Here is a 25,825-nt window from a genome sequence, read left to right as displayed (position 1 = left end):
CGTCGGCGTGTTGCCGCTATCGTTCGACGGAACCAAGGGGTGCGATATGACATACACGATCATCGGACACTGTCCAAAGACCGGTCAGACGGGGCTCGCCATCGCCACGGTCTCGCTCAATGTCGCGGCTATCTGCCCGACCGTCAGCCGCCACGGCGACATCGTCTGCAGTCAGGCCTACACCAATCGGCGACTGGGCGCCTTGGGCGCGCGCTGCCTGTCGGACGGCATGGGTGTGGCCGAGACGATGGCGCGGCTCGCCGACAACGACGGCAGTTTCGGGTTTCGCCAGCTCGCCATCGTGTCGAAGGCGGGCGAGGCCGCCGCCCATACGGGCGAGGATTGCTCCGACTGGAAAGGACACCAGATCGGCGACGGTTACGTCGCCATGGGCAATGTCCTGGCCGGGCCCGAGGTGGTCGGTGCCATGGCAACGGCGTTCGAGGGTTCAGCGGACCAGCCGCTGCAGAAACGTCTAATGACCGCCATCGAGGCTGGTCGCGACGCCGGCGGCCAGGCAAAAGACGGCCGCCACATCACCGAACGGTCCGCCGGTCTTGTGGTCTACGGCTGGGACGATGACGGCTATCCCGACACGGCCGAGATCAACGTTAGGGTCGACGCCCACCCGACAGCGGTCGCCGAGCTGCGCCGCCAGTACGAGATGATCCGTCATCTCAACATTTATCAGCACATGAAGGCGGACGATCCCGCGATACTGCCGACGACCGAGGACTGGGAAACCAAACACATGACGGCCGTGCGACCGCCGCCCTGGTACGACTAACTGTCCATCAGGGCTGAACCGTCAGCAATACGACCGACTTCTTGCCGCCTTCCGTTTCCTGGCGGCCAACCGGCTCGAAGCCGAACCGCTCGTGAAAACGCATGGAGCCGGGATTGGGCGGTCGCTCATTAACCTCACAACACAGCATGACGCCGGCATTTCGCGCAGCGTCCATGGCGCGCTCATAGAAGCTCTTGCCGAGACCCAGGCCGCGCTGTTCCGGATCGACGACGACGCGATCTATGTAAAGAAAATCGTCGTAATTATCCTGGAACCACAGATAGTTAGCACTGTCATAGCTGGTTCCCGGCCGGAACGCGATCAGGCCGCCGGCCGGCTCGCCGCCGGCCAATACTGTCCATGCCAAGGCTGCCTCGGCCAACATCGCTTCCAGATCATCGGCTTTGAGCGCGTTGACATGCGGCACGGCGTCGTTGTTGAGCGGCAGGAACCAACCGGCGTCCGCCATCGTCATCTCGCGTAGGCTCACGCTTTAGCCACCGAGCGCACGTGCGACGGCATCGAAGCAGCGCATGGAATCGAGGGAAACATTGTCGTCGGTCGGCAGGGGCTGTGACGAAAAGACCGCGATAACAGTCGACGCCTTCGGGTCGATGTAGAGCCACTGACCGAAGACACCGATGCCAGTATAGGCGCCGTGGTCGTTGCCGATGATCCACCACTTGTTGCGGTAACCGCCGGCCGGCATGGTCTCCGCATACTCGCCGGCGGCCCAGGCGGCCCCGTCGTGGTTGTTCACCGTGTCCTCGATCCAGGCGCTGGGCACGATCTGGCGCCCGTTGCCGTGGCCGCCCTCCAGCAGCATCTGACCAAAGCGCGCGAGGTCGCGCAGGGTGACGCAGATACCGCCGGCGGTGCGCTGGCCGCCCAACCGGTCGACCGTGATGTAGGCGTCGAACTCCGCGCCCATGGGCTGCCAGATCATGTCGGAGAACATGGCATGGAACGGGCGGCCGCCGACCCGCTCCAGGATCCAGCCGAGCAGGTCGGTGCAGGGCGAGACATAGTGGAACGCAGCGCCATGATCGCCCTTCTTCTTGACGCTGGGCAACCAGCTCCTGAGATCGCCATCAGCGGTTTCGGGCGTCACCGGTTTCCAGCCGGAGACCTCGCGGTACTCGGTGATGGCGCCCGCGTTGGCCAGATAGTCCTCGTCGAAATCGGCGCCGACGGTCATGTCCAGGATGTGCTGGAGCGTGCAGTCTTCAAACGCCGAACCCTTGACCTCCGGCATGAAATCGATGACCGGCTCGGCCGGGTCGAGCAGGCCGCGCGCCACGAACATGCCGGCCAGCGTCGCGGTCAACGACTTCGACACCGACATCAGAATGTGCGGGCGGTGTTCGGTAAAGCCGCCATAGTAACGCTCGGTAACGACGTTGCCGCGGTGAAGCACGAGCAGGCCGTCGACCTGGGTCGAGGCGACAAACCGCCTGAGGTCGGACGCCGCGCCCGTGTGGTCGGTGAACGCGATGTCCATCAGATCCACCGGCTGGCGGCCGAGTTCCCAGGTCGGGCCCGCGCCGCGCCATATGTTGGCGGTCGGGATCAGCTCGCGCACATGCTGGAACGCCCAGCGGTTGTAGGGTGGCGTCCGCCAGTTATCCAACGTCACCTGGCCTGCTTCCGGTGCCGGAAACTCCGCCATCAGGGGCGTTCCTGTCATTTTTCTTTTCCCTTCCTTAGAGACACAGTGATCCCTGCATGTACTTGACCGCCGATGACGTCAACCAGACGCGATCGCCGTGCAGCGCACAAGGAAGCGTCGCGCCGCGCGGCGAAGGCTGGCGCGCCATGAGCTCGGTCTTGTTCAATCGCTCGGCCCAATACGGAACCAGAGAACAGTGGGCCGACCCGGTAAAGCCCGTGTCTTCGCCCTCGCCATGCTTGACCGCGAACCAACGCGAGACAAAGTCGGCGTCATCGTCCGGCGCTGTCACGATGACGGCGCGTAGTGGCAAGTCCGCGAGCTCTTCGTTATCCGGCACAAAATCTGTCACGTCGCGCGCTGAGGGCAAGACAGCGATGAGGTCAAGCGCGCCGAGCACCTCTGTCGGCCGGGTTCCGAAGACATCGACGTTCGACTCCGGCAGCGTGATGGGGGCTGGAACCAACGCCGGTAGGTCCAGAACATATTGGCTATCCTGCCGCCTGACACGAGCCTCGCCTGCCTCGGCGTGGAACACGATCTCGTCGGAACTGTCGCCAAGCTCTTCGGCGGCGACATAGCCCGCGGCCAGCGTGCCGTGTCCACACCACCCCTCGATCTCTGTCTTCGGTGCGAACCACCGGATGTCGTAGCGCCCATTGCCGCCGACAAAAAACGCCGCGGTCAGTCCGTTCTCCGCCGCGATCGACTGCATCACCGTATCGTCAAGCCACGCATCCAACGGCACGACGAGCGCCGGATTGCCGCGAAACAGTTCCGACGTAAACGCATTGACCTGAAAGAACGGCCGCACGGCGCTATCGGTTCCTACGATCCGGCAAACGAGTCGCCGATCGCATAGAAGGCGCGCATCAGGTCACCCCACAAGGCGTCTTCCCCGGAACCGCCGGGGAAACAGCTCAGCTTGGCCATGACCAGTTCGGCCACCGGGTCGACAAACACCGTCTGACCGAAGGCACCAAGCGTGAAGAACGGCTTATGAGGATGCTGACGGTTTGTGTACCACTGGGACCGGTAGTGATGTCCGGGGAACGGGCCGGCCATCGTGCCCTTGTCCCAGGCATCGGCGTCGCCATTCTCGCGCATATCCTTGATCCAGGCCTCCGGCACGACACGCCGGCCGTCAACGATGCCGCCCAGGCGGTGCAGCTCGCCGAACCGCGCGAGATCACGCAGCGTCACATTCAGGCCGCCTTCGGTCTGTGAGCGTCCCTGGCGGTCGACCGCCAGGTCAGCATCGAACTCCGCCCCCATCGGCTGCCAGATTAAGCGCGACAAAAGATCGGCGAACGGCTCGCCGGCAACCGCCTCCAACACCCAACCAAGCACGACCGAGTTGGCGGAGACATAGTGGAACGCGCCGCCATGGGGCGGTTCGGCGCGAATAATACGCATGAAATCCAGAAGATTGTCCGGCGCGTCCGGCCTGATCGGCGGACGCCAACCGCTGGCGGCATCCAGATAGGCGAAGTCGCTCTCGGGGTTGTCATAGTCCTCGGAAAAGTCGAGACCGACCCGCATGTCGAGAAGATGGCGCACGGTCGCACCGTCATAGGCCGTCCCGTCGAGCTTCGGCAGCACGTCGGTGACGCGCGCTTGCGTATCCAGCAAGCCCTGATCGGCCAAAACGCCGGCCAGCGAACCGGTGAACGATTTGGTCGTCGACATCAAGATATGGGTGTCCTGGGGCCGCATGCCGTTGCCGTACGCCTCGGCGACAATGACGCCGCGATGCAGCGCGATGAACCCGTCGAGATGGTCGCCACTCAGCATGTCGGCGACCGTTCGCGTACCGCCATCACCGGCCTGGTAGGCTATCGCGCCAATGTCGCGCGGCTCATTCATCAGCGCCCAAACCGGGCCTGGCCCGCGCCAAACCTTGGCCGTCGGTTGGCGTTCGCGCACGTGATGAAACCCCCAGGCGCTGTGTGGCGGGTCCTGGAAGTTGGTCGCGGTGACCGCGTTCGGATCAGTCGGAGAGGGCATGGGCGATCGCCTTGAACGCACGTTCCATGTCATCGAAGAACTTGTCGTCTGCTGGCGCGGGATGGCTGGAATGGCGCGCGATGACCACGCTCGCGGCCGGATCAACGAACAGCATCTGGCCGTGGATGCCGATGCCGAGATAGGGCCGGTGGGCGTCGTTCAGATCCGTGTACCACTTCGACCGATAGTGACAACCAGGCATGAACTCCGCGAAATTGCCGCGGTCCCACGCTGCGGCATCACCGTTCTCGCGGAAGTCGCGGATCCAGGATTCAGGCACAATGCGCCTGCCGTTCAACACACCGTTTCGAAGATGCAGCAAGCCAAAGCGCGCGAGGTCGCGGGTCGTCACGCACAACCCGCCATCGGTCTGCGGCGCGCCAAGCCGGTCGAGCGTGATATAGGCATCGGCCTCCGCCCCCATGGGCTGCCAGATCTCGCGCGACAGCAGGGTCGCGAAGTCTTGGCCGGAGACGCGCTCTAGGATCCAACCGAGCAGGTCCGTGTTCGTGGACACATAGTGGAACGCGGCACCGTGCTCACCGGCCGGACGCATGGTCGCAATGTAGTCGCGAAGATTGTCGGGCGCGCCCTCGCGCGACGGTCGCCATCCCGCCGCGACATCCAACAGTGCGACATCGCTGTTCGGGTTCTCGTAATCCTCGTCGTATTCCATGCCCACGCTCATATCGAGAACGTGGCGCACCTTGGCGCCGTCATAGGCCGACCCCGCGACCTCCGGGATGATGTCGGTGACGGTATCATCGGGCGATACCAGACCGCGTTCGACAAGGATGCCGGTTAGCGAACCGGCAAATGACTTGGTCACCGACATCAGGAGATGGGGTTCGTGTGCCTGAACGCCATCGCCATACCGCTCGGTCACCATGGCGCCTTCGTGCAGCACGACAAAACCGTCCGTATAGCCGGTGTCGAGATGCTGTTTGACGGTCTGCGTCTTTCCGTCGCGATCCTGAAACGCGATATCGTCAAAACAGGTTGGGGCAGCCGGCAAGTCGGTCACCGCCCCATCGCCACGCCAGACGTTGGCCGTCGGCAGCAGCCGTCTCAGGTTCCTGAAGGCCCACCGGTTGAAAGGACCTTCCTGCATGTTGGCGATCGTCACCTGTTCGCCGGCGCCGGCGGGAAACCGCCGCATCAGCGAAAGCTCGTTACCCATGATCTCCCCCACTAAGCTTATCGGCGCAAGCTAGCAGGCGCCTTAACGGACCAGAAGGGCTTTGAGCGGGTCGGGCCGAATCATCGACGTGATGGCCAGGCGCTCGACAGCCGGCGCGCTTTGCCAGAGGCTATCCGCGACACCGTGCGCGACAGCCTCCTGAGCCTCGTCGTCGGCCATGTTGATGACCGGCACGATGCGCGCCGATGTCGTGGCACCGATGGTCGCGACCTGATGGCCCAGGGCGTCAGCAAGATGGGTCTGGGTGATGACATCACCAACCGTCGCGCCCGACAGCCCCGCAAAGATCTCCGGATGATGCACCGTCTCCTCATCCAGTGTCCGCCCGACGACGTGGACCGAGGCGAACAGCAGGACGGTTGTCGTGCCCGGAACCAGGATGGGCTCGCCCGGTTTATGCCCCTTGGCCAGGCGCATGCGCGCGCCATCGACCTTGACATAAGTCGCGTCGAATTCGCCGGTCTTGTGGATGGCCGCAATCGTCTCGGGCGCGATACCCTCCAGACGGAACGAGCGGGTCTTCGGCCCGGCGTAACCGACGATCCGCTTGCCGGCGAACGTCGCCAAAGCGGTCTCGACATCAGTACCCTCATCAAGCGGTATCAGGTCGTCGGACTCGCGCTTCAGGCGAAACGGAACCTTGATCGTGTTGGTCAGGCCCACGCGGCCGTCATGAAGCGCGGCCAGATGAACCATGCTCGTCTTCTTGCCGCCGGCGCCCGCGAAACAGACGATACCCTCGCGCGCCTGCAACTGGTCGAGCAGGTCGTTGTCACCCGTCATGGCCGGCGGGTTCCCTTTTCTTTCTCAGAGTTCACGATCAGCCGCCGGCCATGCGCGGCAGCAGAAAGATCTCGTTGTCCGGCGTCAGCGGGTGATAGGTCGCTTCGCGCTGAAGCCGGCCATCGACCGACACGGTGACGCCTTTCTCCAGCACCGGCTTCAGGGCAGGACAGAGTTCGCCGAGGTTGCGCAACATCTCGATGACGTTGCGCCCCTCGACGTGGAACTCGGTCTGACCGCCGGCCTGGCCGGCAAGGGAGCCGCCCAGCTTGACCAGCAGCATGCTTTAGTCCGCGGCCTGCCGCATCTTGTTGTTAAGCGCGGCCAGGATCTTCGGCGGCGACATCGGCAAGGTCGTCGCCCGCACGCCCATGGCGGCCGACACCGCGTTGGCGACGGCGGCCAGCGGCGGCACGATCGACGTCTCGCCGACGCCGCGCACGCCATAGGGATGGCCGGGGTTCGGCACCTCGACGATCACCGTGTCGATCATCGGCACGTCCGAACAGACGGGGATGCGGTAATCCAGGAAACCCGGATTCTGCAGCCGGCCATCCTCGCCATAGATGTACTCCTCGTTCAGCACCCAGCCGATGCCCTGAACGGCGCCGCCCTGGAACTGACCCTCGACATAGGACGGATGCACCGCCTTGCCGGCGTCCTGGACAACCAGATAGCGCAGCACTTCCGTGGCGCCGGTTTCCGGATCGACCTCGACATCGACCACGTGGGTGGCGAAGCTGGGGCCCGCGCCGTCGGCGTTGACCTCGTAGTGTCCGGCGACGGGGCCACCGGTCGCGGCGGCCTGTTCGGCCAGATCCGCCAGCGTCAGGGGATCGAAGTTGCCGGCATTGGCGCCGGCAGGACGCGCGGCACCGTTCTCCCAGTCCACCGCCTCCTCCGGGATGCCCCAGATGGTCGCCGCGCGGGCGCATAGCTTCGCCTTCAGATCGCGGGTCGCGTAGATGGTGGCGAGACCACTGGCGAACGTCACCCGGCTTCCGTCGGTCACGTCGTTGTAACCCAGCGACGACGTGTCGGCGATGATGGTGCGCACCTGATCATAGGGGATGCCGAGTTCCTCGGCCGCCATCAGGCACATGGAGGCGCGGCTGCCGCCGATATCCGGCGTGCCGACCGCAAGACCCAGGGTGCCGTCGATGTTGAGGTTGATCGTCGTGCAGGTCTGGCCGGCGAAGTTGAACCAGAACCCGCTGGCGACGCCGCGGCCCTGGTTCTTGCCCAGCTTCACCTTGTAGTTCTTGTGCTTCTTCGCCGCTTCCAGCGTCTCAACCAGACCGACCGGACCGAAGGTCGGACCATAGGATGACACCGTGCCTTCCTTGGCCGCGTTCTTCAGTCGGATGTCGATGGCATCCATGCCCAGCTTTTCCGCCAACTCGCCGACGCAGCCCTCGACCGCAAACGCGGACATGGGCGCGCCGGGCGCACGATAGGCCGCCTGTTTGGGCCGGTTGGTGACGACGTCGTAACCGACGATCTTGACGTCCTTCAGGTCATAACAGGCAAAGGCGGTCATCGCGCCCATTTCGACCGGCGAACCGGGGAAAGCGCCACCCTGATACTTCAGGATAGCCTCGGCGGCGGTGAACGTGCCGTCGCGCTTGGCGCCAATCCGGACCTTCATGCTGGCCGACGATGTCGGGCCGGTCGCCCGGAACACCTCGTCGCGGCTCATCACCACCTTGACCGGCCGGCCAGCTTTGCGCGACAGCGCAAGCGCCACCGGCTCGATGAAGACGGTCGTCTTGCCGCCGAAACCGCCGCCGATCTCCGATGCGGTGACACGCAACCTGGAGACGTCCAGGCCCAACAGGCTGGCGCAGGTATCGCGCACCATGAAGTGACCTTGCGTGCAAACCCAAAGCTCGGCCCAGCCGTCGCTGCTGACGTTGGCCAGGCAGGCATGCGGTTCGATGTAACCCTGGTGGGTCGCTTCGGTCTTGAACTCGTGCTCAACAATGACGTCGGCTTCACGGAACCCCTTCTTCGGATCACCATGACCGAACTGATAGCGGCCTGCGATGTTGGAGGGGCGTTTGCCGGGCGGCAGCGTCTTCTCGTTCTTGCCCTTCACATGGTCTGCCGTTTCCAGCATGTCCTGGTGATAGTCGTGCTCGATATGCTTGTGCAGCACCGGCGCGTCCGGCTTCATCGCCTCGTCGACATCGGTGACGTGGGGCAGAACCTTGTAATCGATCTCGATCAGCTTCAGCGCCTTGCGCGCCACCGACATATCGACCGCGGCGACGGCGGCCACCGCATGACCGTCGTAGAGCGCTTTGCCGCGCGCCATGACATTGACCAGGATGTCCATGTCGCAGCCCGGCTGCGCTTTCAGATCCTTCGACGTGATGACCGCCTTGACGCCGGCAAGAGCCTCCGCCTTCGACGTGTCGATCTTGCGGATCCTGGCATGGGCGTGAGGGCTTCTGAGGATCGCGCCCACCAGCATGCCGGGCGCCGACATGTCGGCGCCGAACCGCGCGCGTCCGGTGACCTTGTCCATGCCGTCGGGCCGGACCGGGCGGGTGCCAACAGTCTTAAATTCGGTCGGCACGATCGTTTTGTTCTCGGAATCAAGCGGCATTGCGATGTCCCTTCCTCATGTCTTTGGCGGCGTCCATGACCGCGCGAACGATTTTGTCATAACCGGTGCAGCGGCAAAGGTTGCCGGCCAGCCAATAGCGAACCTCGGTCTCGGTGGGGTTCGGGTTGTTTTCCAACAGGTTCTTGGCGGCGATCAGGAAACCCGGCGTGCAGATGCCGCACTGCAACGCGGCATGATCGAGAAACTTCTGCTGCAGGGGATGTAGATCTTCGCCGTCGGCCATGCCTTCGATCGTTTCGATCTCATGGCCGCCAGCTTCGGCTCCGAGCACCAGACAGGAGCAGACGAGGCGACCGTCCAGCGTGACCGAACAGGCGCCACAGTCGCCGGTGCCGCAGCCTTCCTTGCTGCCGGTCATGCCAAGCCGGTCGCGTAGCACATCGAGCAGCGATTCGTCAGGACGGCAGACAAAGTCGACCTCGTCGCCGTTGATCATTGTGGAAACGTGAACTGAGCTCATGACTTAACCCTTTGCCCGCTTGAGTGCGATGGCAGCGGCGCGTCGCGCAAGCACGCCGGCCACCTTGATGCGAAACTCCTTGGTGCCGCGCTTGTCGTCGATCGGCTTGGCGGCGGCCGCGCAGATGGCGGCAAGTTCGTCCAGCGCCGCCTTGTCGACCTTGGTGCCGATCAGCGCGTCGGCCGCATCGTCGACCACCAAAGCCCGCGCCGCGACGGCACCCAACGAGACCCGCGCATCCGAACACACGCCCTTGGTGTTCAGCGTCAGGCTGACGCCGGCACCAACCACGGCGATATCCATTTCCGTTCTCGGGATAAACCGCAGATAGGCCTCGCCCGTGCGCCGCTTCGGCTTGGGCAGGAAGACGGACGCAACAAACTCGCCCTTCTTCAGCGATGTCTTGCCGGGCGCGATCGCGATGTCCTCGACCGCTACGTTGCGTGCGCGCTTCGGTCCGACGACGCGGGCAACGGCGCGCGCAGCGATCATCGCCGGCACACTATCGGCGGCCGGCGAGGCGTTGCACAGGTTGCCGACCATGGTGGCGCGCCCCTGGATCTGGGTCGAGCCAATCAACTCGGTCGCCTCGACGACGCCGGGCCACAGTTCCTTGACCTTGGGATGCTCGCCAAGCTCGGCGCCCGACACCGCCGCGCCAATTCGGTAGCCGTCCTTCTCCTTGGTGATGTCGAACATGCCGGGGATGTTCTTGATGTCGACGATCAGATCCGGCTCAAGCATGCCGGAGCGCATCTGCACCAGAAGATCCGTGCCGCCCGCAAGAATGCGCGAAGTGCCCCTCGCTTTCGATAGCAGGCCGACCGCGGCCTTGATCGTTTGTGGTGATTCGTAGCGCATGCTGTCCTTCTCAGAGTGCTGTCCATCCATGTTGGCCCGACGCTCGCCCGGTGCAATCGCCATGGAACCACATCGCCACGCGACCAGCGGAACCTATTCCGCTATTGGGCAAAAAGCCGCCGCCCGATCAGGTCCCTGCACACCGCGCCATGCGACGCCGCAGGTGCGTTTAACCCTGGCGCCAGACGACGAGCATCGTGAACCGTTCTGCCGATGGAATGAAATGTAGAGGGCGAAACGAAAGTCGGTCAATTCCGCATTGGAAGCAGCGACGTGCAAAATCCCGCAAGACACGCATCGGATCAGCGCAATCGGGGGATGTGACCGGCCTGACGATGCCCCGCCGGCGCCTACTTTCAACGCCCTAGCAGACGAAGGCAATCGGTGTGCAACTTACTCATCCCAAACGATTTTCTCCAGTCGAGGACGGTAGCGACAGATGCTGAATTGACTATTCGAGCGGGCCGCTTTGGCTTTCGACCACCTGCGAAACCCGCTTCTGCTCCTGCGGCGGCTCATTGTGGAGCCCGATTTTCTTTGGCAGGGCATTCCGAAACTCGCGAACTACGGCCAGACCGCCAGTTCCATGGCCAGCCACGACCTGCCCATGTTCCTGCTTCCCGCCGTGGTCCCGCGTGAGACAGTTGGCGCGATCTTTTCTTAGCCTGGGGCTGCTGACGCGACTGGTGAGACTGGAATTCACGATGTTCGACCTGGTGTCCAACATCACCTAGAGCGCCGGCGACTGGTCGCTGGACGCCCTGCGCAAGCGCCGGCAGTCTGCCTAACGCGCCGTCAGCTGTTTTCGTTGTAGATCGCCAGCGCCCGCGGCATGGCGGCTTCCAGCTCGGCAATCCGGTTGCCGGTCGAAGGATGGGTCGACAGGAACTCCGGCACGCCCGGTCCGCCATACGCCTGCATGTTCCTCCACAGGTCCACCGCCGCGCGCGGGTCATAGCCGGCGCGTGCCATGTAGATCAGCCCAATCTCGTCGGCCTCGGCCTCCTGTTCGCGGCTGAACGGTAGGATGACGCCGAGCGTCGCGGTCTGGACCAGAAGCTCGATGTTCTCCGCCGCATACTCCGATGTCGCGCCGGCCGCATCCAGACCGTATTGGAGCGCCATCTGCTGGGACATGCGCTCGGCAGAGTGGCGGGCGGTGGCATGGGCGATTTCATGGCCGATGACGGCAGCAAGCTGAGCGTCGTTTTCGGCGACCTGGAACATGCCGGTGTGCACCGCGACCTTGCCACCGGGTAGGGCGAAAGCGTTGGGTTCTGGATCCTCGATGACAACGAACTCCCAGTCGTAGCCGGAAAACCCGGTCACCGCCGCGATCCGCTTGCCAATCCGCTGCACCGTGTCATTCATCTGCGGGTCGCGTGAGATCGTGCTCTGAGCGAGAATCTCCTGGAACGCTTGCGCACCCAACTCATTGGCCTCGCTATCGGAGACGACGATGAACTGCTGGCGTCCGGTGACCGGTGCGGACTGACAGGCGGCAAGCAACAGGACGGCGGCGATGACGCAGGCGACGTGGCGCATTGATGATGAAACAGCAGGCATGGTGCTCCCTCGTCTACCTAAAGAAATCGGCCGGTGTCTGCGCCCCGTAACGACAACGACATCGGTTTCGACTAGTCTTGGGCCATGACATCACATCCGAAGCTAGCACCGACGCTTTACGACGACATTAAGGCGCTTTTGGGGGATCGCGTCAGCACTGCCGAAGCCGTGCGCGAACAGCACGGCCATGACGAGGGCTGGCATCCGACCGAAGCCCCGGCCGCCGTTTGCTTCCCGGAGAACGCCGAGGAAGTGGCCGAAATCGTCAAGCTGTGCGCCGCCAGCGGCACGCCTGTCGTGCCCTTTGGCACCGGCACTTCGCTGGAAGGCCATGTTCAGGCCGTCAAAGGCGGCGTCTCGATCGACATGATGGCGATGAACCGCGTGCTGGAGGTCAACGCCGAGGATCTGGACTGCCGGGTCGAACCGGGCGTGACCCGCAAGCAGCTCAACGAACACCTGCGCGATAGCGGTCTCTTCTTTCCCATCGACCCCGGCGCCGATGCCTCGCTTGGCGGCATGACCGCGACCCGTGCCTCGGGCACCAACGCGGTGCGCTACGGCACCATGCGCGAGAATGTCCTGTCGCTGAATGTGGTCTTGGCCGACGGCCGCCTGATCCGGACCGCCAGGCGCGCGCGCAAATCGTCGGCGGGCTATGACCTGACCCGACTGTTCGTCGGGTCCGAGGGAACGCTTGGCATCATCACCGAGATCACCTTGCGGCTTCACGGTATTCCCGAGGCAATCAGCGCCGCGGTCGTAAGCTTCGACACCATCGAAGGCGCCGTCGACGCCGTGATCGCGACTATTCAGATGGGCATTCCCGTCGCGCGCATCGAACTGCTGGACGAAGTCCAGCTAGACGCCATCAACCGTTACTCTGGCCTCGACTACAAGGTGGCGCCGACACTGTTCCTGGAGTTCCACGGCACCGAGGCGGGTGTCACCGAGCAGGCCGAACGGTTCGGCGACATCGCGCACGAGTTCGACGGCGGTGATTTTCAGTGGACGGCGCATCAGGAGGACCGCAACAAACTGTGGCAGGCCCGTCACGACGCGGTCTATGCCGACAAGGCGCTACGGCCGGGCTGCTCGTTTTGGGCGACCGATGTTTGTGTGCCGATTTCCAAACTGGCCGCCTGTATCGTCGAGACCAAGGCGGATCTTGCCGAGAGCTTTTTGATCGCGCCGCTCGTCGGCCATGTCGGCGACGGCAACTTTCATCTGGCCTTTCTGCTCGATCCCGACGATCCCAAGGAGCTGGCCGAGGCAGAGCGGCTCAACGAACGCTTGGTCATGCGCGCGTTGGCGATGGGCGGCACCTCGACTGGCGAACACGGCATCGGGCTCGGCAAGATGAAGTACCTGCAGGCCGAACACGGTGAAGCCGTGGCCGTCATGCGCCAGCTCAAGCAAGCGCTCGATCCTCAGAACATCATGAACCCCGGGAAGATCATCCCGGCCTAGGGGCGAGGGAGACCTACGCCTTGCTGCAGGAGCCGCCGCCGAGGACGCAGAACTTGGCGCAGTGGGGGTGGTTAAGCTTCACCGAGCGCTTGGCATCGGCCAACGTCGCGCCCAGTTCGAAGTCCGGCTCGTAGGCCAGCAAGGTGCAGGCGACGACCGCTGGCTGTTCGGCACCCTTGCGCTTCACCACCATGCGCGAGCTCGAGCACATCATGTCATCGGGGTGGACGCCCAGAATGCCCCAGCAGGCTTCGGTGATTTCCGGCACTTCGGCGGCAAGGTCCATTTCCGGGAACAGGACCATGGCCGCGGGATCGTCGGCGTCGACCGGGATGCCGTTCTCGGCAAACAGCTTACGGAAGCCGTCGCGCAGACGGGCTTCTTCCTCACCCCACATGGTGCGGCCGGCGACGTGAATGCTGAACCCGTTGCGCGCCAGCCAGATCAGCCCGTTCAACGTTGTCTGCCACGCACGCGCACCGCGCTCCAGCTCGTGAAGATCCTGGGTGTAGTGGTCGACCGAAACCCGCACGATGAGGCGATCGCCGAAGCGTTCCTTTAGCGCCAGCAGCTCGTCGGCACATTTCATCATGGGGCGCATGGCGTTGGTCAGGATCAGGGCCCGGAAGCCGCGCACGAGCGCATCCTCGACCATGGTCATGAACTGCGGGTTCATGAATGGCTCGCCGCCGGTGAAACCGATCTCCTCGGTCGCCAGGCCGTCTCGTTCGATCTCGTCGTAGTAGGCGGCGACCTCGTCGGCGGTGATGTAAACCAACCGGTCGTTGCGCGGGCTCGATTCGATGTAGCAGCCGGCACAGGCCAAGTTGCACAGCGTGCCCGTGTTGATCCAAAGGGTCTGGAGTTGGTTGAGAGCGACATGCGCCCTGCGCTCGCCCTTGGCGGTGATATCGGGATCGGTGAACTTCGCGCCGGGCGGCGGGACGACGTCTAAGACGGACATAAAAGCTCCCAAAACGATAAACCGATCCCACGGGCGAACGTGGCGACGGCTGACCGGCCGGTCAATGCGCCGCGCTGCCTGCTCACGAACAATCTATCGACCGATGAAGCCACGTAACCACCGCCTCTACGTTGTGCTGGACGCTATTCGTGCTGTCCAGTCTCAGAATGGGACAGGTCTGTTCGGCAAGCCAGCGTTCGTGCGCGATGCGGTTCCGCCCGACCGTCTCGGCCTCTTCATAGGCCGCCGCCCAGGCGAGAAAATCGACGGACTCCTGATATTGGGCGCCGTTCGGCTCCAGGGCTGCCGCGCCATAACGCTCCTCCTCGCGGGCTCTCAGGCGCGCCATTCGAACGTCGCTGGGCAGACTGAGGAAAATCACCAGATCGAAGCCGGGCGGCTCCAGTCTGCTCCAGCCCATGATCGAGCCCGACAAGACCCAAGCTGGCGCCGCGCCCAATGCCGCCAACAGTGAGTCGGTTCGTTCCTGCGTGTCCCGCTTCGTCTGAAACGGCGGATCGGTCTTGACCCAGAAGAAGTCGTCGCTGTCGAGATGCGCCCACCCCAGCCGTTCGCCAAGCGCGCGGCCAAGTGTCGTCGTCCCGGATCCCGACGCACCGGTGATGTGGATTTTGCGCATGTTGTCCTAGAGGCCGCCTGCCGGTCGTCCATAGCACAGTCCCGACGGCGAAGCGCCACTAGCACGGCGTAGCCGCTACCTCAGTGAAGGGAACCGCCAGCCAACGAAAGCTGCGGCTGCCAGGTTCCTTCCGCTGGCGTTCTCGCGCGATAGGGCAGATGCAGGTCGTGGCGCAACATCATGTAAGCCAGACGGCTGCCTGCCTCGACAAGGCCATCGGAGGCCTCCGGCGCGACCATCCAGGCGGCAAGGTTCCGGGTCAATTCACCCTGACGATGCTGACAGGACGCGACCAAGTTCACCAACCACGCCTCGTCAGCGCCCAGGCATGGGCAGCAGGGGTGGTGGTGTTGGATCTGGCGGCGGGCGTGGAGCTGCAATGCGCGGATCAGCTTGGCCAGGTTGGCCAAGGCGACAGGGCCATCCGGCTGTTCCATGCGGCCATCGAACTCACGCCAGACGGCGTTCCAGTGAGAGCCGTCGTTTTCAGTCAGGCCAAGAACCCAGCGGCGAAACGACCAAACCAGAAAGCGTTCGCCAAGAACGAGCTCCGCCATCAACTCTGGCCAGCCTGTCTCGATATCCTCTTGCGGCATGGGCTGCACGTGATCATTCCCCAATTTTCTTATGGCCTTCCGACCACCATACTGAGAATAATTCGCATTCGCAATACTCAGAAAAAGGCTATCTGAAGGCGCCCTCGCAAAACAGATGGCCAGGCCATGACGGGCCGGCGACAATTGAAACAGAAACGACGAGGCGGGGAAAACACTATGGCAGCGGTCGAAGGTGGGTTGGCGGCGGAGATGGACAAGAAGACGGCGCCGCCGCCGTTTGAGCGGTTGCCCACGGACACGCCGGACAGAGCGTCGCTGGAGCACGTTCTGTCCGACCAGATGATCGCCATGCGCGACGGCGTGCGCCTGGCAACTGACGTCTACCTGCCCGAAGGCGACGGCCCGTTTCCGGCGGTGCTGACCCGCATGCCCTACGGCAAGACCGAACCCTATTGCTACATGCCGATCATCGGCGCCTACTTCGCGTCCAAGGGCTACGCCTATGTCGCCCAGGACGTGCGCGGCAAGTGGGCATCGGAAGGCACGTTCGATCCCAATGTCGGCGGGGTCGAGGTCAACGACGCCTATGACACCATCGACTGGATTGCCGGCCAGACCTGGTCGACCGGCAAGGTCGGCATGTGGGGCGAATCCTATTTCGGCTTCACCAGCTACGCGGGCGGCGTCAGCGGTCATCCAGCACTTGTCGCCATAGCGCCCGGCGACATCACCATGAACCGCTGCACGGCGACGTTCCGCAATGGCTGCCTGCAGATGAACACGGTCGGCATGTGGGCGATCTCCATGATGGCGCGCGAGTACCAGGACCTCTCAAAGATCGATCCCTGGCATCTGCCGCTGGCCGAGATGGCCAATGCCGCCGGCATCCCCAGTAGCTATTTCGATCAGGTCATCGCCAACCCGGTGCCCTCGCCGTTCTGGCAGGAACGCAGCCTGCTGGCCGGTTATGAGACCATCCGCATCCCGGTACTGCACTGGGACGGCTGGTACGACAACTATCTGGGTCCGATGCTGGCGGACTGGCGCAGGCTGGCCGACGCCAACGCGCCAGCGGGTCACAACCACGTCCTGATCGGTCCGTGGGATCACGAGTGCAGCGCCGACAAGTTGGGCCGCGCCGGCCTGATGCCGGTGCCCGCGTCAGCCTTTCCTCACCGATGGGATCACGTCGTCGCGTTCTTCGACCACTACCTGATGGGGCTCGACAACGGCTTCGGCAAGAACGGTCCGATCCACTATTTCACCTTGGGCGCCGACACCTGGCGCGATGCCGAGGACTGGCCGCTACAGGGAACGGACTACCAGGCCTGGTATCTGCATAGCGCGGGACAAGCGAACACGGCCGATGGCGACGGCACCTTGACACCGGAGCCGCCCGGCGACGAACCAGCCGACCGCTTTGTCTACGACCCCGACAATCCGATCGCGGCGAGCCTCGAGTGGGATTGCTGGTCGCTCGCCGGCGCTATGGGCGACCGGCGTCCGATCGAGGCGCGCGACGATGTGTTGGTCTACACGAGCGCGCCGCTTGACGAACCGATGGAACTGACCGGTCCCGTCACCGCGACGCTGCACGCAGCGTCCAGCGCGACCGACACGGACTTCACCGTCGTGCTCTGCGACGTCTTTCCTGATGGCAGCGTCAACATGATCCAGGACGGCATCTTGCGCACCGGCTTCCGCGACCCCGATAAAGCACCGCAACCGATTGACCCTAGCGAGGATTATGCGCTGCCCATCGATCTGTGGGCGACCAGCTATCAGCTGGGGAAAGGCCACCGCCTGCGCGTCGAGATCTCCAGCAGCGACTTCAACCGCTACGACCGCAACCCCAACACGGGCGGCACCTATGGTCACAGCGCGACCACCATCAAGGCCGAGCAGACAATCCATCATGACGGCGCGCGGCCGTCGCACATCGTCCTTCCGGTAATCCATCGCTAGGCGCGGCGTGATGGACACCACCATGGTCGCGATGCGCGACGGCGTCGATCTGGCGACGGATGTTCACCTGCCTGACGGCGACGGTCCGTTTCCCGCCGTTCTGTCGCGGGTGCCCTATGGCAAGGCGACGTCGTTCGGGACCATGCCCGATCTGATCGATCGCCTGCATGACGCCGGCTATGCCTTTGTGGTGCAGGACGTGCGCGGCAAGTGGGGCTCCGGCGGCACCTTCGACGCCAGCGACATTGACGCCGAGGCCAAGGACGGATTCGACACCGTGCAGTGGATCGCCGATCAGCCGTGGTCGAACGGTCGTGTCGGCATGTGGGGCAATTCCTACTACGGCTATACCTGCTTTGCCGCGGCTTCGCTCAAACCACCCGCGCTGGTCTGCATCGCGCCGGGCAATCAGGGTTTCGACCGCTACAACTGGAGCTACCGTTCGGGCTGTCTGAAGCTCGCCAGCGAGGGGATCTGGGGCATCTACATGCTGGGCCGGATCGCGGCTGACACCGACGTACTCGATCTGCGCCACCTGCCGCTTGCCGAGATGGCCGAGCAGGCCGGTCTTCCCTGCAGCTACTTCGACGATGTCATCGCGCACCCCGAACGCGCCATGCGCTATTGGACCGCGCGCAACCGGCTGGACGCCATGCTGGCGATCGACATACCCGTCCTGCATTGGACGGGCTGGTACGACAACTTCACCGGGCCCATGCTGGAAGAGTGGCAATGGCTGCGCGACGCCGACCCGTCGGCCCGCCGCAACCACCTGATGATCGGGCCGTGGGATCACTACTGCACCTCCGACACGACACAGCGGGTCGGCCTCAACCGGCTCGGAGAAGGCAACCGCGAGCATCGCTGGCAGGTCTTTCTTGGCTTCTTCGATCGTTATCTGAAAGAACAAGAGAACGGTTTCGGCGCAGCGGGTCTGGTTCACTACTTCACTCTCGCCGACAACGGATGGCGCGATGCCGATACCTGGCCGCCCGAGGGCTGCGCACTGCAGACCTGGTACCTCCACAGCGCCGGCTCGGCCGGGGACAGTTTGGACGACGGCCGTCTGGACCGCGACGCGCCGGATGACGAGCCAGCCGACCACTGCACCTACGACCCCGCCGACCCGGTCGCGTGGAGCGAAGGGACAGATGCGTGGCGCGTCTGCCAGGCAATGGACGATCGTCAGTCGATCGAGGCGCGGCCCGACGTCCTGACCTTTACCAGCGAACCGCTGAACGAACCGTCCGAGATCACCGGCCCGCTCAAAGCCACCCTCCATATCGAGAGCGACGCGCCCGACACTGACTTTATGGTCGCCCTCGTTGACGTCTTCCCGGACGGCCGGGTCAACCTGATCCAGGATGGCATCCAGCGCGCCGCATTGCGCGATCAAGATGCGGGCCGCCAGCTTCTCGAACCCGGTAAGGTCTACGTCATTGATGTCGACATGTGGTCCGTCAGCTACGAGGTTCCCGCCGGGCACTGCCTGCGGATCGAGATCTCAAGCAGCGATTTCCCGCGCTATGACAGGAACCCCAACACGGATGCGCCATTCGCTCACAGCGCGACGACGCGAAAGGCGCAACAGACGATTCACCACGACGCGGCCAGGCCTTCGCATATCGTGCTGCCGGTGATCTCGCGCTGAACGTCAGGTCTTGGGCACCGGCCGGTTGCCGGGGTGATTTTCGACGTCGGGATCGTCGGCTATCCAACCGACCGCGCTGTCGGTCCATATATCCATGACGAGATTCAGGTCCGCCTTGTCATCCAGCGTGCCCGCCTTGATCACGATCATCTCCGGCGTTTCCTTGCGCTGGGAGAACAGCGGCGACCCGCAATCGCCGCAGAACGTACGGATCAGCGTCCGCCCGCTGTCGACGACCTTGGCATAGGTCTTCGGCTCGCCGCCGGTCACCTCAACGTTCGCCGCTTTGACCACAACGTTGTGGGACGCACCGGCACCCGCGGCCTTCTGACAGTCCGTGCAGTGGCACGCGATGATACCGCCCAGCTGCTGGTTCACCGCGTAGGTCACGACGCCACACAAACAGCTGCCGGTCACAGGTTCACCCATTGCCCTAGTCCTTTCCCGCCGGCGGCGTCACGCCGCCGCTGTTGTCGTTGGTGACGATCCCGCCAAATCTTAGCGCGCCTGGGATGCCATGCGATCGGCAATAGCCAGGATCCGGTACATCTCGCGCAAGACCGGTTTCTCGATCAGCTTGCCGTCGACCACGACAAGGCCCGTATCGGCTTCCTCGAATGCCGTTGTGATTCGCCTGGCGCGCTCGACCGCCGCCGCGTCCGGCGTGAAGATGTCATTGAGCGCGGCGATCTGTTTGGGGTGGATCGCACCCTTGCCGCTGAAGCCGAGGTCGCGCGCCAGCGCGGCCTCCCGCGCCATGCCGTCGGGGTCTTCAAGGTCCAGAAACGGCACGTCGACCACATCCAGTCCCGCATGGGCAGCGGCGTGCACGACGCGCGAGCGGGCATAGAGCAGCGGCCGCCATGCGTTCTTGCAGCGCAGTTCCGCCGCCATGTCGACGCCGCCGAAAAACAACGCCTCGATCCGTGGGCTGGCGCGCGCGATGTCGTGCACGACCTCCAGGCCGGCATTGGTCTCGATGATGACGTGCAATCGCGTCTCATGGCCACGTTCGGTCAGGAGGTCGTCCAGCCATATGACCTCGTCCGGTGTCATGACCTTGGGCAGCATGAGTGACGGCGGTGGCGTGTCGGTGGCGAGCACCGCTTCGACATCCGCCAGGCCAAAGGCCGAGCGCACGCTGTTGATGCGCACGATGCGTTCGACGCCGTCATCGGCCTGGGGCTCGGCGAACAGCGCAAGCGCCCTCGCGCGTGCTGCGTCCTTGTCTTTCGGCGCGATACCGTCTTCCAGCTCGACGCAGACAATGTCGGCGCCCGAGGCAAGCGCCTTGGGGAACATGTCGGGCCTCAGGCCCGGCGAGAAGATAAAGCTGCGGCGCGGTTTGATCATGCACCCCTCGGCGTCAAGACAACGATGCGCATTGTCGCCGAAACCGGGTCGGCAGCAAGGTCATGTGCCGAACCATCAACATCGAGAAGGGAAAGCAAGGAGGATCTGGTGGAGCTGAGGGGATTCGAACCCCTGACCTTCGCATTGCGAACGCGACGCTCTCCCAACTGAGCTACAGCCCCGTTCCGGCCAGATCCGTCGAAGTGGCGACCATGTAAGAGCCGGTCCCCATGCTGTCAAGCGCGACGGCGGGCGCCTATGGCGCAGCGGCCATCGGCGTCCACGCGGCGCGGCGGCGTGCCAGTCGGGCCTCCGCATCCTCCGCATCGTAGACGCGCGGGGTCTCGGCGGTCGGAAAGGCGGCCTCATCAGCCAGCATGCGGATGTTGACGATGCCGTAGGCCTTGTCGCCTTCGTTCATGACCGCCGCGACGTAACAGCCGCAGTCCGGACAGACCAGGAAGTCGGTAACGCCGAGGCCAAAACGATAGGCCTTGGCTTCGCGCCCGGCCTCGGCCGTGACGGCCATAAAACCCTCAGGGTCGGATATCGCACGGGCGCCGTGGCGGCGGCAGAACGCGCATTGGCAGGTCCGCACTTCAAGGGAGGCCGGTGCTTTGTTGGTCTCGAACCGGACGCTGATCCGGCCACAATGGCAGGACCCTTCGAAGCTGCGCCGCATCTGTGTCATGGTCTTGTCCCTCGTGCTTGTCGTCCCAATCTCTCGGCCACGCCAAAGGGCTGACCGGCGGCGGCGCTTGCACTAGAATTGTCGCATAGGTCCGTCTAACGCGCGACGAGCATTGGATTCTCGGTCTTCAACTTCTGTTACTTGAGGTCATATGGGCGCTGTACATTGGCTAATCGACGAAATCCTGTTCATCTACATGTTGATATTGATCGCTCATGTCATCATGAGCTGGCTGGTGGCGTTCAAAATGGTGAACACCCAGAATCAAATCATTTATCAGATCGGGACCGCGCTTTATCGCATGACGGAGCCGGTCCTGGGGCCCATCCGCCGTTTCCTCCCCAACATGGGCGGCATCGACCTATCACCCCTTGTCGTTCTGATTTTGATCATCTTCATCAGAAAGCTGCTTAACGAGCTCTTCGTCTCGATCACTTGACGCCTTGCCGGCCTCACCTCTTAAGGCGGTCCAGAACGGCGCCCGGCTGGTTGTCAGACTGCAGCCCAAGGCGGCGCGCGCCGGCATTGACGGCATTGGCCTTGACGCCGGGGGTCGTGCCTTTTTAAGAGTGCGCGTTACCGAACCGCCGGAAGGCGGCAAGGCCAACCGCGCCCTGGTCAAACTCCTGGCCAAGGCCATCAAACTGCCGCCCTCCGATCTCGCCATCGTGGGCGGCCAGAAGGACCGCAACAAGGTCGTCGCCATCGACGGCGATCCGACCACCATCAAACACCTGACAACCTGGCTGGGGACATTCCATGAGTGAGGCAAAGATTATCGACGGCAAGGCCTTCGCCGCCGGCGTACGCGAAAAGGTCGGCCGCCAGGTTGCCGCCCTGACCAAGGCCCACGGTATCAAACCCGGCCTGGCGGTTGTTCTGGTCGGCGAGGATCCGGCTAGTCAGGTCTACGTCCGCAGCAAGGGCAAGGCGACGACCGAAGCGGGCATGGAAAGCTTCGAGTTCCGCATGCCCGATACCGCAAGCCACGACGAGGTCCTGGCTAAGGTCGAGGAACTGAACGCCGACGACCGGGTTAATGCCATCCTAGTACAGCTTCCCCTGCCCGATCAGGTCGACGAGGCCGCCATTATCAACGCGATCAACCCGGCCAAAGACGTCGATGGTTTCCATGTCATCAACACCGGCCTGCTGTCGACCGGTCAGGACGCCATGGTGCCGTGCACGCCGCTGGGCTGTCAGATGATGCTGCGCGCCGAGTTGGGTGATCAGCTCTCTGGAGCGAACGCCGTCGTGCTGGGACGCTCCAACATCGTCGGCAAGCCGATGGCGCAGCTTCTGTTGCAGGACAACTGCACCGTCACCATCGCCCATTCGCGCACCCGCGATCTGCCGGACGTGGTGCGCGGCGCCGACGTTCTGGTCGCCGCCGTCGGCCGGCCGGAAATGGTGAAGGGCGACTGGATCAAACCGGGCGCCACGGTCATTGATGTCGGCATCAACCGCATCGAGCGTGACGGCAAGATGAAGCTGGTCGGCGATGTCGACTTCGCCGAGGCGGTCAAGGTCGCCGGCGCCATCACGCCGGTCCCCGGCGGCGTCGGGCCGATGACCATCGCCTGCCTTCTGGTCAACACCCTGACCGCCGCTTGCCGCCAGCATGGCGTCGACGTGCCGGAAGGCTGAAACCGGCCCATAAGCCGTGGCAGGAGCGCGAAACACACCCATATGAGATAGAAGGCGTTCGTTGGCTCGATCCTGCCAGAGAGCGGCTCCTTGCGCGGGCTTACTGGGTGAAGCAATGACGCAGACCATGCTCATGCTGATCGTTGCGGCGATCGCATTTGTCGGCAGCCATTTCCTGTTGTCGGGCACGCCGCTTCGCGGGGTGCTGTCGCGCTCCTTGACCGAAGCCGGTTATCTCGGTTTCTTCTCCGGCCTTGCCCTGGCCACCATGATCTGGTTCGTCTGGGCCTATGCTGATGCGCCTTACGAGGGGCTCTGGGTCGCCGGTCCGTGGCTGAAGATGTTGACCTGGGTCATCATGATACCGGCCGTCCTGTTCGCTATCTTGGGCTTCGCCACACCCAACCCGACAGCGGTTCAGGCCGAGCGCTTGTTCTCCGAACCCGATACGGTCACCGGCATTCTTCGCGTCACCCGCCACCCCGTCTTCTGGGGCATCGGGCTATGGGCCATCGCCCACTTCATCTCGAACGGCGATGTCGCCTCGCTGATCTTCTTCGGTGCGCTCGCGCTCCTGGCCTATGCCGGCGCAGCGAGCCAGGAAGCGCGCAAGCGCCAGCAGCTAGGGCGGACCTGGGACGGCTTCGAACAGACGACCAGTTTCATACCCTTTGCCGCCATCATCGCCGGGCGCAACAAGTTCGTCTGGCGCGAGATCGGCCTGTGGCGCGTTCTCCTGGCTGTCATCGCCTATGTCGCGTTGATCAAGTTCCATGAACTTGTCATCGGCGTCGACCCGATCCCGCATTGAACCCATGCTGACGATCTGGGGCCGGCGCAGCGCGTTCAACGTCCAGAAGGTTCTGTGGCTGATCGGCGAGCTTGAACTGGACCACCACCATATCGACGCCGGCGGCGCGGCGGGCGGCCTGGACGCGCCGGACTTCCTGGCGATGAATCCGACCGGGCGCATCCCGGTGATCGACGACGACGGCACGGTCGTTTGGGAATCCCACACGATCCTTCGTTACCTGGCCGCACGCCATGGCCCCGACCGCTTTTGGCCGACCGACCCGGCGCGCCGGTCCGAGATCGAGCGATGGATGGACTGGGGCCACACCCGGCTAGAGCCCGACTTCATGGATCTCTTCTGGGGTTACTACCGCACGCCCGAAGACCGTCGCGATGCCAACTTCATCGCCGACGCCATGGCGCGGTGCACAGCCTGCTTTCGCCTGCTCGACGGTCAGCTAACGCACAGCGCCTACCTTGCCGGTGATCGCCTGACGTTGGCCGACATCCCCGCCGCGACATCGCTTTACCGCTACTTCGAACTGGATATCGATCGGCCCGACCTTCCCGCCGTCGAGGCCTGGTATGCCCGCCTTCGCGAGCGCCCGGCGTTTCGCCAGCACATCATGCTCGACTTCGCCGATCTTAAGGGCCGGCTCGACTATTGATCCGATTGCGTTGGCGCCGGTCAGCCCTGGCGGCGTCGGTCGAGGCGCAGGCGCAGCGCGTTGAGTTTGATGAAACCCTCGGCGTCGCGCTGGTCGTAGACCGCGTCTTCCTCGAACGTCACGTGCTCAAGGCTGTAGAGCGAGTTCGGCGAGGCGCGCCCGACCACGGTCGCGCTTCCCTTGTAGAGTTTGAGACGCACGGTTCCGGAAACACCTTCCTGGCTCTTGTCGATCAGCGCCTGCAACATGCGGCGTTCGGGCGAGAACCAGAAGCCGTTATAGATCAGCTCCGCATAGCGCGGCATCACCTCGTCTTTGAGGTGCGCCGCACCGCGGTCGAGTGTGATCGACTCCATCGCGCGATGTGCGACCGCCAGCACCGTGCCCCCCGGCGTCTCGTAGACGCCCCGGCTCTTCATGCCGACGAACCGGTTCTCGACCATGTCGAGCCGGCCGATGCCGTGCGCGCCGCCCAGCTCGTTAAGTCGCGTCAAAAGGGACGCCGGCGACAGCGGCTCGCCATCGACGGAAACCGGATCGCCGGCCTCAAAACCGATCTCGACGATCTGCGGCGAGTCCGGCGCATCCTCCGGCGCGACCGTTCGTGAATAGACGTACTCCGGCGCCTCGTCGGCCGGGTCCTCCAGCACCTTTCCTTCGGCAGAGATGTGCAGCAGGTTGGCGTCGACGGAGAACGGCGCCTCGCCGCGCTTGTCCTTGGGGATCGGGATCTGATGTTTCTCGGCGAACTCGATCAGGCGCGTGCGTGAGGTCAGATCCCAGGTGCGCCACGGAGCGATGACGCGGATGTCGGGGTTAAGGGCGTAGTAACTGAGTTCGAAACGAACTTGGTCGTTGCCCTTGCCGGTCGCGCCATGGGCGACCGCGTCGGCGCCGGTTTCAGCGGCGATCTCGATCTGACGTTTGGCGATCAGCGGTCGTGCGATCGAGGTGCCGAGCAGATAGACGCCTTCATAAACCGCGTTGGCGCGGAACATCGGGAACACGTAGTCGCGCACAAACTCCTCGCGCAGGTCTTCGACGAAGATCTCCTTGATCCCCATCATCTCGGCCTTCTGGCGTGCCGGCTCGACCTCCTCGCCCTGCCCGAGGTCGGCAGTGAACGTCACGACCTCGCAGTCATAGGTGTCCTGCAGCCAACGCAGAATGACCGATGTGTCGAGACCGCCGGAGTAGGCGAGTACAACTTTGTTAACCTTTTCCATGGCCGTCCTTCCGCCCAAAACGCCAGGGTGTCTGATCGTGCCGCCATGACCCTGGCATAGTATTTCCCATTTAAATCAACGTGTTAATGCCCGGGATCGGTCTTTTATCCAGACTGCGCACCCGGCGCGGCTGTTTAAGGGAAGCGCTTCGTGACCGCAAGCACAGTGGACTGGCACAGCGCTTGCTCAACTCATCACCAGGGACGGCCGATGGCGCGATCGGTTGTCAGGGTAA

Annotated in this window: 28 protein-coding genes and 1 tRNA gene; 10 read left to right on the top strand and 19 right to left on the bottom strand. The window is 63.8% G+C overall.

Going from position 1 to position 25,825, the window contains the following annotated elements; translation table 11 throughout:
* Positions 1 to 46 precede the first annotated feature (46 nt).
* On the top strand, positions 47 to 787 hold the full coding sequence (locus AAF563_12985) for a DUF1028 domain-containing protein (protein ID MEM7122191.1): 741 nt from the start codon (positions 47 to 49) through the stop codon (positions 785 to 787).
* Between the two features lie 7 nt (positions 788 to 794).
* On the opposite strand, the gene AAF563_12980 is transcribed toward AAF563_12985, so the two are convergent.
* From AAF563_12980 to AAF563_12935, 10 genes are read right to left on the bottom strand one after another with little or no spacing between them, the layout of a single operon-like run.
* Positions 795 to 1,277, bottom strand: a complete 483-nt coding sequence (locus tag AAF563_12980; GenBank protein ID MEM7122190.1) for a GNAT family N-acetyltransferase — start codon at positions 1,275 to 1,277, stop codon at positions 795 to 797.
* 3 nt (positions 1,278 to 1,280) lie between these two features.
* Positions 1,281 to 2,474, bottom strand: coding sequence for a serine hydrolase (locus AAF563_12975; protein ID MEM7122189.1), 1,194 nt, complete (start codon positions 2,472 to 2,474; stop codon positions 1,281 to 1,283).
* A gap of 16 nt (positions 2,475 to 2,490) precedes the next feature.
* Entirely contained in the window at positions 2,491 to 3,270 is a 780-nt protein-coding gene (locus AAF563_12970) for a PhzF family phenazine biosynthesis protein (protein MEM7122188.1), read from the bottom strand.
* A 14-nt stretch (positions 3,271 to 3,284) separates the two neighbouring features.
* Positions 3,285 to 4,463, bottom strand: a complete 1,179-nt coding sequence (locus AAF563_12965; GenBank protein ID MEM7122187.1) for a serine hydrolase — start codon at positions 4,461 to 4,463, stop codon at positions 3,285 to 3,287.
* Positions 4,447 to 5,643, bottom strand: coding sequence for a serine hydrolase (locus AAF563_12960; GenBank protein MEM7122186.1), 1,197 nt, complete (start codon positions 5,641 to 5,643; stop codon positions 4,447 to 4,449). Before AAF563_12960 ends, AAF563_12965 begins: the two co-directional genes overlap by 17 nt.
* Before the next feature lie 42 nt (positions 5,644 to 5,685).
* Positions 5,686 to 6,447, bottom strand: a complete 762-nt coding sequence (gene yqeC, locus AAF563_12955) for a selenium cofactor biosynthesis protein YqeC (GenBank protein MEM7122185.1) — start codon at positions 6,445 to 6,447, stop codon at positions 5,686 to 5,688.
* A 37-nt stretch (positions 6,448 to 6,484) separates the two neighbouring features.
* Positions 6,485 to 6,730, bottom strand: coding sequence for a MoaD/ThiS family protein (locus AAF563_12950; protein MEM7122184.1), 246 nt, complete (start codon positions 6,728 to 6,730; stop codon positions 6,485 to 6,487).
* Between the two features lie 3 nt (positions 6,731 to 6,733).
* Positions 6,734 to 9,058, bottom strand: a complete 2,325-nt coding sequence (locus tag AAF563_12945) for a xanthine dehydrogenase family protein molybdopterin-binding subunit (protein ID MEM7122183.1) — start codon at positions 9,056 to 9,058, stop codon at positions 6,734 to 6,736.
* Positions 9,048 to 9,539, bottom strand: coding sequence for a (2Fe-2S)-binding protein (locus AAF563_12940; GenBank protein MEM7122182.1), 492 nt, complete (start codon positions 9,537 to 9,539; stop codon positions 9,048 to 9,050). Before AAF563_12940 ends, AAF563_12945 begins: the two co-directional genes overlap by 11 nt.
* Positions 9,540 to 9,542: 3 nt before the next feature.
* Positions 9,543 to 10,400, bottom strand: coding sequence for a xanthine dehydrogenase family protein subunit M (locus AAF563_12935; GenBank protein MEM7122181.1), 858 nt, complete (start codon positions 10,398 to 10,400; stop codon positions 9,543 to 9,545).
* A gap of 469 nt (positions 10,401 to 10,869) precedes the next feature.
* On the opposite strand from AAF563_12935, the gene AAF563_12930 reads away from it, so the two are divergent.
* Positions 10,870 to 11,064: a hypothetical protein gene (locus tag AAF563_12930; GenBank protein MEM7122180.1), complete on the top strand. Its 195-nt coding sequence runs from the start codon at positions 10,870 to 10,872 to the stop codon at positions 11,062 to 11,064.
* 131 nt (positions 11,065 to 11,195) lie between these two features.
* Here AAF563_12930 and AAF563_12925 read toward each other — a convergent pair whose 3' ends face one another.
* Positions 11,196 to 11,966: a M48 family metallopeptidase gene (locus AAF563_12925; protein MEM7122179.1), complete on the bottom strand. Its 771-nt coding sequence runs from the start codon at positions 11,964 to 11,966 to the stop codon at positions 11,196 to 11,198.
* Between the two features lie 84 nt (positions 11,967 to 12,050).
* Here AAF563_12925 and AAF563_12920 point away from each other — a divergent pair, with 84 nt between their 5' ends.
* On the top strand, positions 12,051 to 13,436 hold the full coding sequence (locus AAF563_12920) for an FAD-linked oxidase C-terminal domain-containing protein (protein MEM7122178.1): 1,386 nt from the start codon (positions 12,051 to 12,053) through the stop codon (positions 13,434 to 13,436).
* A gap of 13 nt (positions 13,437 to 13,449) precedes the next feature.
* On the opposite strand, the gene AAF563_12915 is transcribed toward AAF563_12920, so the two are convergent.
* The 3 genes from AAF563_12915 to AAF563_12905 form a co-directional block, all read right to left on the bottom strand.
* Complete coding sequence (locus tag AAF563_12915) at positions 13,450 to 14,400, bottom strand: radical SAM protein (protein MEM7122177.1); 951 nt, start codon at positions 14,398 to 14,400, stop codon at positions 13,450 to 13,452.
* A gap of 82 nt (positions 14,401 to 14,482) precedes the next feature.
* Complete coding sequence (locus AAF563_12910; protein ID MEM7122176.1) at positions 14,483 to 15,040, bottom strand: AAA family ATPase; 558 nt, start codon at positions 15,038 to 15,040, stop codon at positions 14,483 to 14,485.
* An 80-nt stretch (positions 15,041 to 15,120) separates the two neighbouring features.
* Positions 15,121 to 15,636 (bottom strand): hypothetical protein, encoded by a 516-nt coding sequence (locus tag AAF563_12905; GenBank protein MEM7122175.1) that lies wholly within the window; start codon positions 15,634 to 15,636, stop codon positions 15,121 to 15,123.
* A gap of 177 nt (positions 15,637 to 15,813) precedes the next feature.
* On the opposite strand from AAF563_12905, the gene AAF563_12900 reads away from it, so the two are divergent.
* Both AAF563_12900 and AAF563_12895 read left to right on the top strand, forming a co-directional pair.
* Positions 15,814 to 17,562 (top strand): CocE/NonD family hydrolase, encoded by a 1,749-nt coding sequence (locus AAF563_12900; GenBank protein MEM7122174.1) that lies wholly within the window; start codon positions 15,814 to 15,816, stop codon positions 17,560 to 17,562.
* A gap of 10 nt (positions 17,563 to 17,572) precedes the next feature.
* Positions 17,573 to 19,213, top strand: coding sequence for a CocE/NonD family hydrolase (locus tag AAF563_12895; GenBank protein MEM7122173.1), 1,641 nt, complete (start codon positions 17,573 to 17,575; stop codon positions 19,211 to 19,213).
* Between the two features lie 3 nt (positions 19,214 to 19,216).
* Here AAF563_12895 and AAF563_12890 read toward each other — a convergent pair whose 3' ends face one another.
* From AAF563_12890 to AAF563_12875, 4 genes are all read right to left on the bottom strand, one after another.
* Entirely contained in the window at positions 19,217 to 19,642 is a 426-nt protein-coding gene (locus AAF563_12890) for a GFA family protein (protein ID MEM7122172.1), read from the bottom strand.
* A 69-nt stretch (positions 19,643 to 19,711) separates the two neighbouring features.
* Positions 19,712 to 20,566, bottom strand: coding sequence for a CoA ester lyase (locus AAF563_12885; GenBank protein MEM7122171.1), 855 nt, complete (start codon positions 20,564 to 20,566; stop codon positions 19,712 to 19,714).
* A gap of 106 nt (positions 20,567 to 20,672) precedes the next feature.
* Positions 20,673 to 20,748: transfer RNA gene (locus tag AAF563_12880), tRNA-Ala, on the bottom strand.
* 74 nt (positions 20,749 to 20,822) lie between these two features.
* Positions 20,823 to 21,257, bottom strand: a complete 435-nt coding sequence (locus AAF563_12875) for an aldehyde-activating protein (protein MEM7122170.1) — start codon at positions 21,255 to 21,257, stop codon at positions 20,823 to 20,825.
* 151 nt (positions 21,258 to 21,408) lie between these two features.
* On the opposite strand from AAF563_12875, the gene AAF563_12870 reads away from it, so the two are divergent.
* The 5 genes from AAF563_12870 (at position 21,409) to AAF563_12850 (ending at position 24,364) form a co-directional block, all read left to right on the top strand.
* Positions 21,409 to 21,696, top strand: coding sequence for a YggT family protein (locus AAF563_12870; GenBank protein MEM7122169.1), 288 nt, complete (start codon positions 21,409 to 21,411; stop codon positions 21,694 to 21,696).
* Positions 21,697 to 21,700: 4 nt separating this feature from the next.
* On the top strand, positions 21,701 to 22,024 hold the full coding sequence (locus tag AAF563_12865) for a DUF167 family protein (protein MEM7122168.1): 324 nt from the start codon (positions 21,701 to 21,703) through the stop codon (positions 22,022 to 22,024).
* Positions 22,017 to 22,904, top strand: a complete 888-nt coding sequence (gene folD, locus AAF563_12860; protein MEM7122167.1) for a bifunctional methylenetetrahydrofolate dehydrogenase/methenyltetrahydrofolate cyclohydrolase FolD — start codon at positions 22,017 to 22,019, stop codon at positions 22,902 to 22,904. The genes AAF563_12865 and folD overlap by 8 nt, the downstream gene beginning before the upstream one ends.
* Before the next feature lie 115 nt (positions 22,905 to 23,019).
* A complete protein-coding gene (locus tag AAF563_12855) occupies positions 23,020 to 23,715 on the top strand; it encodes an NnrU family protein (GenBank protein ID MEM7122166.1) in 696 nt (231 codons plus the stop codon).
* Between the two features lie 4 nt (positions 23,716 to 23,719).
* A complete protein-coding gene (locus tag AAF563_12850) occupies positions 23,720 to 24,364 on the top strand; it encodes a glutathione S-transferase family protein (protein ID MEM7122165.1) in 645 nt (214 codons plus the stop codon).
* A gap of 20 nt (positions 24,365 to 24,384) precedes the next feature.
* On the opposite strand, the gene AAF563_12845 is transcribed toward AAF563_12850, so the two are convergent.
* On the bottom strand, positions 24,385 to 25,590 hold the full coding sequence (locus AAF563_12845) for an argininosuccinate synthase (protein MEM7122164.1): 1,206 nt from the start codon (positions 25,588 to 25,590) through the stop codon (positions 24,385 to 24,387).
* Between the last annotated feature and the right edge of the window lie 235 nt (positions 25,591 to 25,825).

The organism is Pseudomonadota bacterium, from assembly GCA_039028155.1.
Taxonomy (GTDB): domain Bacteria; phylum Pseudomonadota; class Alphaproteobacteria; order SP197; family SP197; genus JANQGO01.
The sequence above is the reverse complement of the archived record's forward strand: the minus strand, read 5'-3'. Positions and strand labels throughout refer to the sequence as shown.